This is a genomic window from Prochlorococcus marinus str. MIT 9313, assembly GCF_000011485.1.
Taxonomy (GTDB): Bacteria; Cyanobacteriota; Cyanobacteriia; order PCC-6307; family Cyanobiaceae; genus Prochlorococcus; species Prochlorococcus marinus_D.
This window is the reverse complement of record NC_005071.1, coordinates 1,707,399-1,722,632: the sequence shown is the minus strand read 5'-3', so window position 1 is coordinate 1,722,632 and position 15,234 is coordinate 1,707,399. Positions and strand designations below refer to the sequence as shown.

The following is a 15,234-nucleotide window of genomic DNA, read 5'->3' as shown; positions in this document are numbered from 1 at the left end:
TGAGCAGCTAGTTTAAATTGGATACTTATTCTCAATCGTCCGTGTTCAATCGTCTTGCTGCCGGCTTGCTTGCCGCTACTTCTTTGTCGGTCCTAGCCATCCCTGCGCAGGCAGGTACCAATTCACCCGTTCGCTGGAATTCCGGTGGTGCTGTTTGGACCACGTCCTCCAACGACTTTGAAACTTTCTTAAGCACTGGTGAGACTAATCTTGATCGGGCTCTTGATCAAGGAATTGACCGTTCAGGTTGGTCTGCTGATGAAATTCAGCAGGGCATGACCAAAACTTATGACGTCGACGTGATTGACGTGACTCGTTTCCTCTACTCAGATGATGGGGTTGTCTTCCTTAAGAATCAGACCAAGAGCTACTTCCCTTACTGGAAAATGACCGATACGGCTGTGCAGGGCCTTCGTGCAGCCATCATTGCTGATTCTGCTGATGGCAGCATCTCTTCACAGGGGATTATGGCAAACCTGCCTGTTGCTTTCCGTCTTGCCGACACCTGTAGCACTTATGACGGCAGCCAGAATGTTTGTGCAGATGGCAAGTGCCAGGGCGACGCTCAGTGCACCTCACTGTTGTCTTGGTACGTATTTCTTCCTGCTTGTGTGCAGGCCAATCAGCTTGCTCCCAGATGGATTTATGGCGGCAAGACAACAGGTCAGACTTCTTCTAACGATTTGTCGTCCTACAGCTCGTCTCCCATTCGTGGTCTTTGGTGATCCGTTTTTGATCACAACTCTCAAGCCCTGGCATCGCCGGGGCTTTTTTTATTGCTGTTGGTCTTCCCGATGGCTTGGCAGTGTTAGTGGAGTCTGCGGCTGCCGATGATGCGTTGATGGATCAGGCGTTGGGGTAGTTGTTGTCCTCGCGTGCGCTTGAGTATGAGCTTTAGGTTTTCCAGAACCTCTAACGATGCATTGGTCGCTACTAGGTCTCGGTAGGGTCGCCCTTCGCTGAGCCAGCGATGCTCAAGGCCCTCATCCACCTGCAATGTCAGGAGTTCCTCCCATCTCTCCCAGGTCAGCTGCCAGCCGCACTCCTTAAGGTTTTGTGCAAGGAGGGAATCGAGGCGCTGGCTTTCAAGCCAGATCTTTTCGCGAGTGATGAGTGGTGCTAGCAGGTTTCTCTCCGCGGGATTGGCTCCTTTGCTCTCTAGTAATTGCATTAGGGCCTCGGCCGGCCCGATGTCTGCATGGCTGATCAGGAGCCTTAGACCGGTTTCATTGGTGCATCGCTGGCTGATCAGACTCCAAAGTTTCTTCTGTTCTGTTCCTGCAATGTCTTGGCTGGAGAGACGTCCCCCAATCCATTCGAACTGATGTTCTGCTGGTAAGTCTTGGAGTGCATCGCTGCCTCCATCGATCAGTTCAGGGCGGATGATTGGGTCGAGCAGATCGAGCTGAGCTATTAGGCGCGCCTGATCCTGCGCTGTTGCGCAGAGGATTGTGACACCGCCTTCAGGCACTGCTTGAAGCGGATCGAGTGCCCAGAGCAAGGAGCGTCCGCCGATCATCAGAACTCGATGGTGGCGTTGGCAAGTCACTCCAGACCAGAGGCGTTCGCGCAGGTGGTTTAGGCGTTCTCCATCTTGGCGGAGCTGGCGTTGCACCCATCTCTCTAGTTCAGGGGTTTCTGGACCACTGCTAACGAGCAATGGGTTCTCCTGAGCTGATTCGCTTGCTGCGGCGAGCTGTGCTGCCCTTCGTTCCAGCATGAGCAGGCGCCGGTGCCCTTCCCAGCCTGTTTGGCTCGGTTGCCAGAAGACTTCTCCTTGCAGGGAGGTGGGTAGGTATTGCTGTGAAACCCAGTGTTCCGCAAAAGCATGGGGGTAGCGGTAGCCGACACCATCTCCAAATGCTGCTCCGTCACGATGGGAATCGCGGAGATGGCTGGGGACGTCTTGATGCTGGGCCTCCCGCACCGTGCGTAGGGCTTCGAAGAAACCCAGCACACTGTTGCTTTTTTCGGCGCAGGCCAAGTAAAGGGTGGCTTGTGCCAGGGGGTAGAGACCCTCCGGTAGGCCGATTCGCTCGAAGGCTGCAGCACAGGCTTCTACAACCACGATCGCCTGGGGATCAGCGAGGCCAATGTCCTCTCCAGCGGCAATGAGCATGCGTCTGAAGATGAAGCGTGGGTTTTCACCAGCCTCCACCATGCGCGCTAGCCAGAACAGAGCTGCATCGGCATCTGAGCCTCGTAGGGATTTGATGAAGGCACTAATGGTGTCGAAATGGGCATCCCCATGCTTGTCGTAGAGAACTGCCCGCTCCTGAATTGATTCTTCAGCGATGGCAAGGTTGATATGGATTGAGCCCTGTTCATTGGGACGGCTGCTCTCCACAGCGAGTTCGAGAGCATTGAGCAGACTGCGAGCATCGCCGTTGGCGACATTGACGAGATGGTTTGCAGCTGCTGTGCTGAGCATCACCTGACGATCGCCATAGCCCCGCTCGCAATCTTGAAGAGCGTGTTTCAGGAGGCGATGAAGATCTGCATTCTCGAGGGCCTGTAGTCGGAACAGCCGGGAGCGGCTTACCAGCGCTTTGTTGACTTCGAAATAGGGGTTTTCCGTGGTGGCACCGATCAGTGTCACGGTGCCGTTCTCTACCCAGGGCAGCAGGGCATCTTGTTGGGCACTGTTAAAGCGGTGTACTTCGTCGATGAACAGAATGGTGCGTAAGCCATGTCGCTCTAGTCGCTGCTTGGCTGCATCTACTTCTTGGCGAAGTTCTTTAACCCCTGCCAGAACAGCATTGAGGCTGCTGAAGTTGGCACGGGTGTGGCCAGCGATAATCCTGGCCAGGGTGGTTTTACCAACACCTGGAGGACCATGTAGCAGCAAGTTGCCTACACGATCGGCAGCAATGGCTCGGCGTAGGAGACGTCCTTCCGCCAGGATCGAACCCTGGCCAACAAATTCCTCCAGGGTTCTAGGGCGCAGGCGATCAGCTAGTGGTGCATGGCGCTTTAGCTCCTGATCTCCCTGATATGTGAACAGATTTTGATCCAATGAGCTCTGGCACTGGTAGACAATTCTTGCGCTAGGGGGTGACTTGTTGTTGTGAGCTGGAAACTTTCCATAATCAGGCTGTTGAACAAGTCGTTAGTGCCGAATCAGCAGCGCGCTCTTGTCGTTTTTACGGTGTTGTTACTTTGCGCCTGTGGTAAGGCGAAAATACCTTTCTCGCCGATTACCGTCAGCCAGACTCCTGTAACGACGGCTCAATTCACGGACGATATCGATACGGTGAGCACCTTGGAGGCTAAGGAGGAGGTGCATCTTGCTGCACAAGCTTCTGGTCGAATTATTGAGTTAAAGATTGATCAGGGTGATCAGGTTCAGCCTGGTCAGATGTTGGTTGTGCTCGATCAAGCTCAGATCCGTGCGGAATTGGCAGATTTCAAAGCTCAGGAGCAGAAGAACAAACTCAATTGGCAGCGATATGAATTTTTGGTCCCTCAAGGAGCTGCTTCGGCATTGGATCGAGATGAATACAAGGCCCAGTACATCGCCTCTCGAGAAAAGGTAAAAGCCACAGAAGCAACGCTTGCATATAGCAATTTGCGTTCTCCAATTTCAGGGATTGTGGCTGATGTTGATGTCAAGGTTGGAGATGTTATCCGTTCTGGTGATCCATTCACTAAATTGATCAGAAATAACAGGCTTTTTGCTCGAGTTGAGGTGCCTGCCACATTCTCTGATCGGATCAAGATTGGCTTGCCTGTCTTTCTCAACAAGACTGGATCGTCAGATGTGATGGCGACTGGTGAAATTAATTCTGTGGGCCCGACTGTAAATAGAACTACCCAGGGCTTACTAGTGAAGGCAGCCTTTGAGAATGCTAATGGATCGCTGCGAAATGGCCAGCGCTTGCGAACGCGGGTTCAATTGGATACTAGAGAGGAGTTGTCTGTTCCGTTTGCTGCGGTAACACAAACTTCCGGCCAGAGCTTTGTTTATCGAGTGGGAAGTTTCCAAGAGCTTGAAGATTTTTCTGGCAATATTTCTCTTGATAAACTTCGTAAGTTACCCCCCTCCACACGTTTTGCTTTGCAGACCCCTGTGACGTTGGGAAAATTACAGAAGCAGCGCTATGCAGTTACAAAAGGGCTCAAGCTTGGCGAGCAGGTGATCACAACAAATCTTTTGAAGTTGAGACATGGTATGCCTATTTCTGTTAAAAATTGAGGCGAATAGATGTCAGCATCAAATAGCTTTATTACTCGACCTGTTTTAGCAACTGTTTGCAGTTTGTTGATTGTCATTGCGGGACTGATATCGATCCCTATTTTGCCAGTTGAAATGCTTCCGGATATAGCTCCGCCAACAGTAAAAGTAAATTCAATTTACACCGGTGCCGATGCTGAATCGGTTGAACAGGGTGTGACCAGTGTGCTGGAGCAGCAGATTAATGGTGTGGAGAATATGGACTATTTAACTTCCTCAAGCTCGGCTGATGGGGTTAGCTCGATTGCTGTTGCGTTCGAAAGTGGTAGTAATAGCGACATTAATCAAGTTAATGTTCAGAACAGGGTTGCGCTGGCAGAGCCACAGTTGCCGGAAGCAGTGCGCAAGGCAGGGGTGAGTGTTAACAAGGCTTCCAATTCCATCTTGCTTCTTTATAATTTTGTTAGCGAAGATCCAAGCAATATTGAATATAGTGTAGAAACGATTAGTGGGCTGCTAGATCTGGGCCTAACGGACGAAGTTAAGCGGGTTAAGGGAGTCGGTGAAGTGACCTACTTTGGTAACCGTAAGGTTGCTTTTAGGCTTTGGCTGGACAATGAAAAGCTTGAGGTTTTTGGCCTGACTTCAGCGGATGTAATGGGGGCGATTGAAAGCCAGAACCGTTTGGTTCCTGCTGGGAATGTAGGAGGTGAACCATCTGCAGAAGGCCAGATATTTACTTTTCCTGTGCAATTAAATGGCCGCCTTGTGAGCATTGGAGACTTTGAAAATATGGTCGTTAGGACTACAGAGGATGGCGGATTAGTGAGGTTCAGCGATGTCGGTCATGTTGTGCTTGGTGGTGAAAGCTATTCCAACAGCGCTACAGATTTGCAGGGAGTACCTTCTGTGAGTATGGCTGTTTATCAATTGAGTGGCAGTAATGCTCTAGAGGTATCCAATGGAGTCAAAGATGTTCTCGAAGAATTTACCGCCAAAATGCCTGTCGGCATGAAGATTGAAAAAATCTATGATAATACAGACTTTATTAATGCATCAATTAATGGAGTGACCAATTCACTTAGAGATGCGATCATTTTGGTGGTTCTTATTCTGTTTGTATTTTTACAGAATTGGAAAGCTACTTTGGTGCCTGGTATTGCCATCCCTGTTGCACTTCTAGGCACATTCTCTCTGGTTTTATGGTTTGGCTTCTCGCTCAACCAGCTTACTTTATTTGGATTGGTTCTCGCTACAGGGTTAGTGGTTGATGATGCAATCACAGTGATTGAAGATACCTCAACCAAGCAGTCATTAGGGATGACTGCTTTGGAAGCTGCGAAGTCAACAATGGATGAGCTTTTCTCTGCAGTTATTGCTACATCCTTGGTTCTTTTCTCAGTATTTTTGCCAGTGTTATTTTTTCCTGGCGCTACGGGTTCGATCTACAAGCAGTTTGCAGCAACGATTATTTTCGCTATCGCGATTTCTACCTTTAATGCTTTAACTTTTTCCCCCATGCTTTCTGCCTTGCTTTTGGGCCGGGAAGGCACAGCTCCGGGCCGCAATGCATATGCAATTTCTGGTGCAGTCATTGGGTTTATATACGGACTATTAGTTGTTGGCGGTGGTGCGGCGCTGGCCTTGATCCTTACAGCAATGGCTGCAATTCTTGGCTTTGTGCTGTCTCGCTTGACTGGCCGTTCGTTGAGGCTGCCATTCTCTGTTGCAGGGGCTGTGATTGGTCTTTTCATCGCAGGAGTTTCAAGTCCCTTGCCAGTCGTTTTATTCGCTGGGCTTGGCTTGACCTTGGGTTGGTATACACCATGGATTTTTAGTCATTTCAATCGCATTTATTCCGTCTTTGAGCTGCGCTATGCCGATCTGCTCGAGTGGGTTCTTGGCCGCCGTTCTCTTGTGATGGGAATTCTTGCGGTAGGGGTTCTGCTGACCGGTGTTGCTTTTACTGCGATTCCAAGTGGATTTGTTCCTATTGAAGATCAGGGCTATGCCATCGGCGTGTTGCAGGCCCCAGAAGGCGTGTCGACTCAGGTCACCGAGAAGATTAATCAGCAAGTTGCTGAGATATTGCGCAGCGAATCCGATATCACTTCAGCAGCAATTTTTAGTGGAGCAAGTTTTGATGGCAATAGCCCTAATAAAGGATTATTTTTTATTGGGATGCGTAATTGGGATGAGAGGAAAAATCGTGATCAATCCGCCGATGCAATTGTTGGACGGCTCAACCAGAAGTTCTTTGGGGCTATTGATGGCGCGAGGATTTTTGTTGTAGAGCCACCTGCGATTCCTGGATACGGCATTGGCAGTGGATTTGAGTTCCAATTACTTGACAAGAGTGGAGGTGCTTATGGCTTAAACAACTTCTTTGCCTCAGCTGGTCAAATTATTCAGCAGGCGAAAGCAAATCCAATGTTGAGCAGTGTAAGGACTTTATTCTCGCCTGAATCTCCGCAGCTACGAGTTGAGGTCGATAGGGACATTATGGCCTCTCTTGATGTTGACTTCAGCTCTGCAATGCGTGTGTTTAGCGCTAATTTTGCAGGCGCCTATGTTAATGATACCTTCCAGGAAGGTAAGGTTCGTCGTGTTTATGTTCAGGCCGATGAATTGGGTCGGTCTGCACCTGAAAAGCTATCTTCAATTTACGTTAAGAATCGGGTGGGTGAGCAGATTCAGCTCTCGGAATTTTTAACAGTTGAACCTTCTGTTGGGCCAAGTGTGATCTCTCACTTTAACCTTTACAGATCGATAAAAATAGAAGGATCACCTGCTGCTGGTAAGAGCTCGGGGCAGGCAATTAATGGTATGAAGGAGCTTTTTGCAGCTCAGAATCTTAAGAGCCTCGGATTTGATTGGACAGGGATATCTCGAGAGGAAGTAAAAGCTGGTGCACTAGCTGTTGTGATTTTTGCATTGGGAATTTTGGTGGTTTATCTCGTGCTTGCAGCTCAATACGAGAGTTATACAGACCCTCTGATTATTTTAATGACAGTTCCTACTGCAATGCTTGGAGCCTTGTTTTTTCTGGCATTGCGTGGAGAGGTTCTCAACATTTATGCACAGGTTGGCCTTGTGATGTTGATTGGTCTAGCTGCTAAAAATGGGATCTTGATTGTTGATTTGGCTAATCAACGCATGGCTGAGGGAGTTTCGGCCCTTGAAGCAGCAAGGCAGGCAGCCAAGTCGAGACTTAGGCCCATCATTATGACTGCTATTTCGTCTCTTTTTGGCTTTATGCCGTTGGTCTTGGCTAGCGGAGCAGGAGCCCGCAGCCAAGCTTCTCTTGGCACGGTTGTATTCGGTGGCCTTTTGGTTGCTACTTTCCTTTCGCTGTTTGTTGTGCCTGTCTTTTACGTCGCTGTTAAAGCTCTTGTAGGAACCTTTAGTGATACGGAACAAGGCAACACCAATTTACTTAATTCGGGAGACCCCTTTGGGCAGGGATAAACCAATGAACCGCTCTCGCTCAATAAGAAATAAGGCCTTCAGCGGTACAAGGGTATTGATAGCGCTGCTGGTGGGGTTCTTGCTCGGAGGTTTTGTTGCCCTCTTTTTGCGTACGGTGATCTCAAACACTCCTGTAGACATTAACAGTCAGAGGCTGAACCTTTTTTTCATCATGGTCACGCTATCTGGAGCGCTTGGAGCAGTGGTCATTGAAAGCATGCGCCAGCTGCAACAAAGCAGCACCGAGGCGGAGTATCACCGCCGCCCACGGGAGTGGTGGCTGCGCTGAGATCAAGTGATCACCGTTGGTCGTTGCATCCCAGTGCGCTTTTGAATTTCGGCAAGCGCATCGATGCCATTGATGAGATCGGCTAGAGCATGCTGGGGATCTTGATTTAAGTTGCCATGACTAGGTTCGTAGCATTCTAGATAAACGCGCAATGTGGCACCTTTGGTGCCGGTGCCCGAGAGTCGAACCACGACTCTGCTGCCGTCTTCCAGCAGGATGCGTAGACCCTGAGATTGTGTCTCTGAGCCATCCACAGGATCGCTATAACTAAAATTGTCTGCCTGGCTCACTTGGCGCCCGGCGAATGGTTGACCGATTAGTCGAGGAAGCATGCTCTCCAACCGGTTGTAAAGACCATGAGCATTTTCACTAGCAATCGCCTCGTAGTCGTGACGGGAGTAGTAATGGCGTCCAAAACGACTCCAATGCTGTGTCATCACATCAGCGACGCTGCAGCGTCGCTCTGCCAGGATCTGTAGCCAGAAGAGCACTGCCCATAGTCCATCCTTCTCACGCACGTGGTTGCTGCCAGTGCCGAAGCTTTCTTCACCACAGAGGGTGATTCGACCTGCATCAAGCAGGTTGCCGAAAAACTTCCACCCGGTGGGAGTTTCAAAACAGTCGATATTGAGTTGTTTGGCTACAACATCCACTGCGGCGCTAGTGGGCATGGAGCGGGCCACACCAGCAAGCCCATCGGCATAGGCCGGTGCAACGTTGGCATTAGCAGCCAGGATTGCAAGGCTGTCACTTGGGTTAACGAAGCAACCTCTGCCCAGGATCATGTTGCGGTCGCCATCACCATCGCAGGCGGCACCGAAGCTGTAGGCCTTGCCATTGAGGAGGAGGTCTGCTAGTTCAGCGGCGTAGGTGAGGTTGGGATCTGGGTGGCCTCCACCAAAATCCTCAAGCGGGACTCCGTTGCGCACAGTGCCAGTTGGGGCACCGAGAAGTCCTTCCAGTAGCCGTTTTGCATAGGGACCAGTGACAGCATGCATGGCATCAAACACGACTGGGAAGTCGGTTTTGATGAGGTCCTTGATGCGCCCGAAGTCGAACAACTTCTGCATCAGCTCTACATAGTCTTCAACGCCGTCGATCACGTCTACGGTCATGCCACCGATGGCATGGTGGCCGGGGGTTTCAAGTGGGATTACGTCTGCATCGACAAGGCTGTATTTCTCTAAAGCTTGGCTACATGCGTAGATCGCGTTTGTGAGTGATTCGGCTGCTGGGCCACCATTGGCACCGTTGACTTTGACGCCGAAGTCGCCATCTGGACCGCCTTGGTTGTGGCTCGCGGAAAGGATGATTCCTCCGATGGCCTTATTGGCACGGATGAGATGGGATGCTGCCGGCGTGGAGAGAATGCCATTTGTGGTGGTGATCACTCGGCTTAGGCCATGAGCAGCACCCATACGCAGGATCACATCAATGGCGCGGTGATTGCCGTAGCGACCATCCCCCCCCAAGATCAGAGTCCCTCCCTCAACGCCAGGTAGGGTTTGGAAGATTGCTTCAATGAAGCTCTCCAGGTAATTGGTTTGTTCGAATTGCTTGCTGCTTTTGCGTAGGCCGGAGGTCCCTGGCTTTTGGTCGTTGAAGGGTGTGTTCAGATGTACCTGGCGCTGTGTGGGTCCCGTCTGGGCCGAGCTGGTCATCAGAGACGAAGGCAGTTCTTCATCGAACCTAATCAAACGCAATCATCGATCCTGTTTTGGCCCCCTCCAGTTCTCGCGGCTAGTGTTCGCAAAGATCATTGAGAGGATCTGAGGTGCAGCTCAGTTGTTGGGGAATGGGCGGCCAAGCCTATGGGCTGGCTTTCGCTGGTGCCATGCTGTTTTTAACAACTCCGTCGATGGCGTTTAAAGGAATTCGTCAGATCCCTTATCCGCAAGCCGAACAGGTCACGCGTACAGCTGCTGAGGCTGTGATTGTGAGGTCCGGCAGTGAAAGTTGCTTGCGCGGTAAGCTAACAAATGCCCTACTCGATCTCACCATGAGCTGCAGCGCAACAGGTCGGTCGTCCTCATTGTGCAAATTGGCGGCTCAAGTTTCCTCTCAAGAAGGAGAGTTTAGTCTTGCTCAGATGACAACGACAGCAGAGACCTTGTTGGATTTACTCGACACTGATTCTGTCCAACCTTGATTGTTGAGCCTATTGATTACTTCAGGGTCATGAATGGGAGCCATTTCCTGGATGTTCAGGATTTGAGGTTGCTCTTACACACCCTGAAACAGGCCAGCAGAACAGCATTTCATTGAGGGCCTAGGTGATCAAGATGATCTCCACATCAATTGCTTGCTGGTTCAGCTTTGTTGGGGGACTAGACCACCTTGTTGGGAAGGCTTAGGTGCTGTTTGTTTTGCTGGATTGATGCAAATGATGGAGAGTCGTTTAGCGGGCTGATCGATAGCATCCCTGCGTTGGAAGCTGTTTTTAGGGACTTTGTTGACCACCTGAAGCAAACCCCAGACCACATCCTTGCAAGAAGATGGCAAACGGGGGTGGTCTAGTAAAGGATCGATCAATTCTCGGGTGGTGCTGCAGGCTTCCGCATCATTGTCTCGAGAGCAGGCATAGGCCTGAAGCTGGATGCTGCGCAGCTCCTCTCTGGTTGGGAACGGAATGTATTCCACCTCGCTGCGTGCAGCAGGTGCAGACATGGCAACCAGGCTGAGTATGGCCAAGGCAGGATGGATTTTGATCGGGCTCATGTGGGCATTCTGCCCTGGATGAGTTGATTGTGGCTCAGGCTTTCCGATCGGTGCATGGGTTGTTGTCTGGATCTTGCAAGATTATTTGTAGATAAATTAATCTTTTGCTCCCAAATCTTCTGCCCATTCGAATGCGATTGCCACCAAAGACCACAGACGAGTGCTGAATACTTTGCGCTACATCCACGCCAATCCCAAAGCAGCTGGAGTGCGAAAGGGTTTCTATGATCCCTATTCCAACTACGGGCACTACGGCAGGTTGGCGTGTGATGGCATCAGCGAATGGCACCCCAGTTTCCTGCAACTGGCATCAAGCCTGAAGGGATGCTCCAGGCGATATGAGCGGTTTTGCCAGAAGTATCGCCATCACTCCAAGGGAGGGGCTAAGTGCCATTGGGGCTCAAGGATGCTGAAGCGATTGCTTCAGAGCGCTAGGAGCAACAGAAGCAAGAAGAAACGGGTCTCACCAGGTCAACAGCAACTCCCATTTGCATTTGATGTTCGGCTCAATCAAATTCCAGAGGAGTGGCATCAAGTTGCGGTGAGATTTAGAAGGGCAAATGGCATCCGTGATGGTGATAGGGAGCGAAGTATTTGGCAGTTGCGTTGAGGGGATATGAATAGATGTAGGACTAAAGAAAGCTGAGGCTTTGTTTGCTCTGCCTTGTATTTTTTGTGGATGGATTAGGCGACTAGATGGGTGAAAGCTATGACTATTTTGTTGTCAGTGGTGCCAGGTATCGGAGGCTGATTTGTTGGCTTATTGGCGAGATTGAAGAAGTAAAAAGCCCCTGCGGTGGCAGGGGCTTTGATGAGTAAACTTACGATTTAATTAATTATTTTATCCATGACTCGGATAATGACATGATGTTGACTGCCTGTTGTCGCACTCACAAATTCCGCAGCCGCCAGCCGATTGGGCCCCGCCAGCGACGCTTTCAAGCTCTTCTTCAGAAATCTCTGATTGAGCGTTCTTCAAGTCATCAGCAGAGATGCTAAAGCCAGCGTCTTTCGCAATCACAAGAACTGCGTCTGAATCAGCAGCTGCTTTCAGCTTCTCCTGCAGGCTGGTGTCTGCTTTGACTTTTTCGAGGAACGCTTTGAGTTGCTCTTCTGACATCTGAAAGAAGGGAATAGATAATTCAATTGTCTCTTCTGCAAGCAGCATTGTCAGCCTTGGTTGAAGAAGGTTGTTGCTTCAGCCACTCCCATAGCCAGCCAGCTCATCGCCAAGGATTTCCCCGCTCTACCCAAGACCTTCTTCTGCCTTCCTGCCGAGATGGTGGGACCTGAATTGGTGGGCTGCCGTTTGGTCAAACGCCAAGCAGATGGACGTTTGCTCTGGGGCGTGATTGTAGAAACGGAGGCGTATTCACAGGATGAGCCTGCCTGCCACGGCTACCGGCACCGCTCACCGCAAAACGAAACCCTGTTTGGAGAGCCTGCGCGGTTTTATGTGTATGCCATCCCTTCCGCTCTCTTGTTGACTAATTGAGGCAGCCCCACTACCGCAGCTAATTCGCTTCCTCTCAACTCCTTTCAACCCCGCTTCCGCATTTTTCAAGTTGCCGCTCCAGCTTGTGGCGAATTCGTGTGGTGATCCCCAGCTCCGCACCGCGCCAGTGATCATCAAGAAGACTGCGGTATCGTGCACCATCGCGATGGTTGATAACCACCTGGATCCTTTCAGGTAAGGGCAGTTCCGTAGGGGCATTGCCCTGTACAGATCCAACTTTGCTGCAACTCTGCACACCCTAGAAGTACAGGGAGCATCCACTTCCAGGCTTGCTTGCACACCTTTTGACCTCAACCAGCCGCTAATAGGGTTCCACCTTGACTTCGCCCCAGTTTGTTAATGGGGCATTTCTGCAGTGCGCAGCATGGCGACGAACCAGATAGTGGACACCATCAGCGTCATGAGGACTCCTGCACCGACACCAAGACGGGCCATGCTGAGGGGTACAACGAGAGGGAGGATGATCGCCCCAGCGAGGGGAGTGATGGCGACAAACCTACGCAACGTCGTCATGATCTGGGGAGCTCATTTAAAACCATTCTGCGACTGCCTGGTCTTCTGGGTTTGTGTTATCGGTGGGTGTTCTCCGTTGGAAGTTCAAGGTGATATTGCGTTTCTGCTCACCGTCGGCCGCAGTCGCCTCAATCGCATACACCTGCTCTCCGTCGCGGAAGGGAACTTGGATTCGGAAGGTTCCATCATTGGAGAGAGGAATGTCTTCGCCGCCGATGGTTAGGCGGGCAGAAGGATCTGTTGCGCCGTAGATCATCAGCTCAGCGTCGGCAATAAGCCAGAAGGTTTTTGGGCGTGGTGGTACTCCACCCAGTCCGGACTCATTACGCCCACTGGCCCAAAGGCCGATGCCTGAATCGTTCAGACCACGTTGATCGCTATCCAAGCCGTTGTGTTCTTGGAAGACTTCCGAACCGACCCTGCTGCTGCGGAAGTGTTGTGTGGCGCTCTGATAGAGCCGCTCGTGTAGCCCGCTATCGATTGAGTCGCCAATGGGATCATCCTCTAGCTCTGGTGCTTGTGTAGCGGTGGGTGCAGGACTGCTTGTGATGCCCTCAAGGCTGAAGGGAACAAACTGATCGAGGATTTGCTCGCTGGGGTGGAGTGTTGGGACTTTGGCTATAGAGGAAAAGGCCAGGGACATCCAGAGAGTACCGACGCGATAGCCGAGTTCAACTCGATAGTCCCTATCAGGCATTGGAACAGGTAGGTACCATTCGTTGCTGTGGCTGTCTACAGAGACTTCCTGGAGTGTGTGGGGATGTGCTTTGTCGTCATCGATGCCGGTTACGTCGGTTAAGCGTAGGCAGAGCCGGTTGGCCCCTTTCGATAGGGCTCGCTTGCGATCAGTTTCGGAGATTTCCCAGAAGACATAAGCCCATTGAGGATCTCGGGGTAGGAAAACCACTCGAGTATCGGACTTGAGTCTGGATGGGGAGTTGAGTTCACCGTCTAGCCCCAGTCGTTTGCTTTCTTCTTTTTCCTGACGAACAGTAATAGCGTTGAGCAATTGTTCCTTGGTCTTGCGGCTGTAAAGGGTTACGCCCAAATCGCTGGCTACTTGGCGGAGCTGACGGATGGTGAGACGTGCCATAGAAGATAAGGCTTGGGTCACGTCTAAAAACACTCCGTTTTTGTTTGGGATCACATTCTGTGGGCAATTGGTCGTTTACGGGTGGTTAGAGCTCTGGTGGTCAGCATCTACTGACCGCACTGGGATCTGCAGGTGACGCTCAATTGAGTGCACCTACAAAGCAACAACTCAGCCTTTCCTCTTCTCCGTGAATGGAAGCTTCTGTTGATTTGTTCTCGAGTTGGGATGGATCAGAGCTCCACACTGCTAAATGCATCTTTGCTATGCATCTGATTAAGGGGGCGGGAACGCCCCCTTAATCAGATGCATAGGTATTTGTGAGTGCATCCAGGGCAAGGACTCCGCTGGTCTGCCTCCACGGGATTGGTAGCAGATATGACCTGGGGCACTGCCGATGGCAGTGGTCTAAACCTCGATCAGGAAGGCAAAGGTCCAGCTTGCAGGTTTTTGCTGTCGCGGATTTGATTGAGCCTGGCTTGGATCTGCCCAAGGGACTTCCAGGCTGAGAGGATGCACCTACTACGTCTCCTGATCAGTCATGACCTTGAGTTGGCTTGATTTGGAAGCCGCAGCAATTGCCGTATTCCAGACGCCAGTTCACTCGATCAATCAAGCAGTCGGGGAATGTTTGTCTCATGAGCAGTAATTCCTGCTCGCAAACCGATGGATGCTCCTCTGCAATTCTTTGCAGGGAACAGTGAAAGTCTTTGATGAACCAGCCAACACCATCTGGAGCTGGCTGCCATTCCGTTTCATAGCCCTCTTGGCGACGTAATTCCACCAGTTTCTCAAGGCGATCCTGGATTGACCCTGAGCCGAGCTGATGGCGGTAGAGGTTGGCTTTTTTGAGTGCTTGTTGACTTAGTAGTGACGTAAATGTCTCGGGAGACAGGGCGGCTTTCATGGACTCCATCAGGCCGAGGGCGAAATTCTCACTGCCATCAGGGAAGTGATGATGTCCCTGCTCTGTCAATTGCCAGAGGTTCGAGGGACGCCCTGGGCCTGTGGGAGTTGGGCTGGCCTCGACCAGACCATCGTCTTCGAGGCTGCGTAGATGGCGTCGCATTGCTTGGACTGAGATGCCCAACGAAGCAGCCAGGTTTGCCGCACTCCTCTCACCCTGCCGCAATAGCAGAGTTAGGGTTGCTTCGCGGGTAGGTGCCTGCGCCTCTGTGGTCATGGATAGTCAGTGCTCCTATAACCATGCCACGCAGAAACAGAAGGTGGCGGCATAGGTTGCCTTAGATCAGGTTCAACGCAGGGTTCAAGCCGCAATCCTATGGACACAATCTGGTTGCGTCTTGAACATTGCTTCACCAAGCGGCCAGTCACCTCAAGGCCTTTTGCCTTAGGCTTCTGGAAACGAAACCAATAGGTTTCGTTTCTTCTGAGAGCCTTCAACGGCTTCTTGTTTATTCATGTCTTCGTGCCTACGTTGATCGGCCCATCCTCCTTCTCGATGT

At 51.1% G+C, this 15,234-nt stretch carries 14 protein-coding genes and 2 pseudogenes; 8 read left to right on the top strand and 8 right to left on the bottom strand.

Annotation, left to right across the window (positions count from 1 at the left end; all coding sequences use genetic code 11):
- The first annotated feature begins 17 nt into the window (after positions 1-17).
- Entirely contained in the window at positions 18-725 is a 708-nt protein-coding gene (locus tag AKG35_RS08630) for a hypothetical protein (RefSeq protein WP_011130986.1), read from the top strand.
- Between the two features lie 83 nt (positions 726-808).
- Here AKG35_RS08630 and AKG35_RS08625 read toward each other — a convergent pair whose 3' ends face one another.
- Positions 809-3,016 carry an AAA family ATPase gene (locus tag AKG35_RS08625; RefSeq protein WP_011130985.1) on the bottom strand — a complete coding sequence of 736 codons (2,208 nt, stop codon included), beginning with the start codon at positions 3,014-3,016 and terminating at the stop codon, positions 809-811.
- 51 nt (positions 3,017-3,067) lie between these two features.
- Here AKG35_RS08625 and AKG35_RS08620 point away from each other — a divergent pair, with 51 nt between their 5' ends.
- The 3 genes from AKG35_RS08620 to AKG35_RS08610 are packed head-to-tail and all read left to right on the top strand — an operon-like array spanning position 3,068 to position 7,931.
- Positions 3,068-4,195, top strand: coding sequence for an efflux RND transporter periplasmic adaptor subunit (locus tag AKG35_RS08620; RefSeq protein ID WP_011130984.1), 1,128 nt, complete (start codon positions 3,068-3,070; stop codon positions 4,193-4,195).
- A 9-nt stretch (positions 4,196-4,204) separates the two neighbouring features.
- On the top strand, positions 4,205-7,642 hold the full coding sequence (locus AKG35_RS08615) for an efflux RND transporter permease subunit (RefSeq protein WP_011130983.1): 3,438 nt from the start codon (positions 4,205-4,207) through the stop codon (positions 7,640-7,642).
- 4 nt (positions 7,643-7,646) lie between these two features.
- On the top strand, positions 7,647-7,931 hold the full coding sequence (locus tag AKG35_RS08610) for a hypothetical protein (protein WP_041384615.1): 285 nt from the start codon (positions 7,647-7,649) through the stop codon (positions 7,929-7,931).
- Between the two features lie 2 nt (positions 7,932-7,933).
- Here AKG35_RS08610 and AKG35_RS08605 read toward each other — a convergent pair whose 3' ends face one another.
- The gene (locus AKG35_RS08605; RefSeq protein ID WP_041385190.1) at positions 7,934-9,592 is read right to left on the bottom strand and encodes an alpha-D-glucose phosphate-specific phosphoglucomutase; all 1,659 of its coding nucleotides are present in this window, start codon (positions 9,590-9,592) and stop codon (positions 7,934-7,936) included.
- A 113-nt stretch (positions 9,593-9,705) separates the two neighbouring features.
- Here AKG35_RS08605 and AKG35_RS08600 point away from each other — a divergent pair, with 113 nt between their 5' ends.
- Positions 9,706-10,080 carry a hypothetical protein gene (locus AKG35_RS08600; protein ID WP_011130980.1) on the top strand — a complete coding sequence of 125 codons (375 nt, stop codon included), beginning with the start codon at positions 9,706-9,708 and terminating at the stop codon, positions 10,078-10,080.
- Between the two features lie 161 nt (positions 10,081-10,241).
- Here the strand turns inward: AKG35_RS08600 and AKG35_RS08595 are convergent, their stop codons facing one another.
- Positions 10,242-10,649 (bottom strand): hypothetical protein, encoded by a 408-nt coding sequence (locus tag AKG35_RS08595; RefSeq protein WP_011130979.1) that lies wholly within the window; start codon positions 10,647-10,649, stop codon positions 10,242-10,244.
- Positions 10,650-10,773: 124 nt separating this feature from the next.
- Between AKG35_RS08595 and AKG35_RS08590 the strand changes: the two are divergent.
- Positions 10,774-11,259 (top strand): annotated as a pseudogene (locus AKG35_RS08590) (hypothetical protein); the annotation flags it as partial.
- Positions 11,260-11,490: 231 nt separating this feature from the next.
- Here the strand turns inward: AKG35_RS08590 and AKG35_RS08585 are convergent.
- Positions 11,491-11,769: a Nif11-like leader peptide family natural product precursor gene (locus AKG35_RS08585; protein WP_080502882.1), complete on the bottom strand. Its 279-nt coding sequence runs from the start codon at positions 11,767-11,769 to the stop codon at positions 11,491-11,493.
- A 60-nt stretch (positions 11,770-11,829) separates the two neighbouring features.
- On the opposite strand from AKG35_RS08585, the pseudogene AKG35_RS08580 reads away from it, so the two are divergent.
- Positions 11,830-12,111 (top strand): annotated as a pseudogene (locus AKG35_RS08580) (DNA-3-methyladenine glycosylase); the annotation flags it as partial.
- Between the two features lie 67 nt (positions 12,112-12,178).
- Here AKG35_RS08580 and AKG35_RS08575 read toward each other — a convergent pair.
- From AKG35_RS08575 to AKG35_RS08570, 3 genes are all read right to left on the bottom strand, one after another.
- On the bottom strand, positions 12,179-12,400 hold the full coding sequence (locus AKG35_RS08575) for a hypothetical protein (protein WP_041384614.1): 222 nt from the start codon (positions 12,398-12,400) through the stop codon (positions 12,179-12,181).
- A gap of 101 nt (positions 12,401-12,501) precedes the next feature.
- Positions 12,502-12,678: a hypothetical protein gene (locus AKG35_RS13340; protein ID WP_011824978.1), complete on the bottom strand. Its 177-nt coding sequence runs from the start codon at positions 12,676-12,678 to the stop codon at positions 12,502-12,504.
- Between the two features lie 16 nt (positions 12,679-12,694).
- Positions 12,695-13,792: a DUF4912 domain-containing protein gene (locus AKG35_RS08570; RefSeq protein WP_011130975.1), complete on the bottom strand. Its 1,098-nt coding sequence runs from the start codon at positions 13,790-13,792 to the stop codon at positions 12,695-12,697.
- Positions 13,793-14,092: 300 nt separating this feature from the next.
- On the opposite strand from AKG35_RS08570, the gene AKG35_RS13010 reads away from it, so the two are divergent.
- Positions 14,093-14,236, top strand: coding sequence for a hypothetical protein (locus AKG35_RS13010; protein ID WP_157859870.1), 144 nt, complete (start codon positions 14,093-14,095; stop codon positions 14,234-14,236).
- 67 nt (positions 14,237-14,303) lie between these two features.
- On the opposite strand, the gene sufR is transcribed toward AKG35_RS13010, so the two are convergent.
- Positions 14,304-14,951: an iron-sulfur cluster biosynthesis transcriptional regulator SufR gene (gene sufR, locus AKG35_RS08565; protein WP_011130974.1), complete on the bottom strand. Its 648-nt coding sequence runs from the start codon at positions 14,949-14,951 to the stop codon at positions 14,304-14,306.
- Positions 14,952-15,234: the final 283 nt, after the last annotated feature.

Excerpts from the sequence above, each read along its gene's own strand:
- AKG35_RS08615 (WP_011130983.1), top strand. The coding sequence starts at position 4,205 with ATGTCAGCATCAAATAGCTTTATTACTCGACCTGTTTTAGCAACTGTT.
- AKG35_RS08610 (WP_041384615.1), top strand. The coding sequence starts at position 7,647 with ATGAACCGCTCTCGCTCAATAAGAAATAAGGCCTTCAGCGGTACAAGG.
- AKG35_RS08605 (WP_041385190.1), bottom strand. The coding sequence starts at position 9,592 with ATGACCAGCTCGGCCCAGACGGGACCCACACAGCGCCAGGTACATCTG.
- AKG35_RS08595 (WP_011130979.1), bottom strand. The coding sequence starts at position 10,649 with ATGAGCCCGATCAAAATCCATCCTGCCTTGGCCATACTCAGCCTGGTT.
- AKG35_RS08585 (WP_080502882.1), bottom strand. The coding sequence starts at position 11,769 with ATGTCAGAAGAGCAACTCAAAGCGTTCCTCGAAAAAGTCAAAGCAGAC.
- AKG35_RS13340 (WP_011824978.1), bottom strand. The coding sequence starts at position 12,678 with ATGACGACGTTGCGTAGGTTTGTCGCCATCACTCCCCTCGCTGGGGCG.
- sufR (WP_011130974.1), bottom strand. The coding sequence starts at position 14,951 with ATGACCACAGAGGCGCAGGCACCTACCCGCGAAGCAACCCTAACTCTG.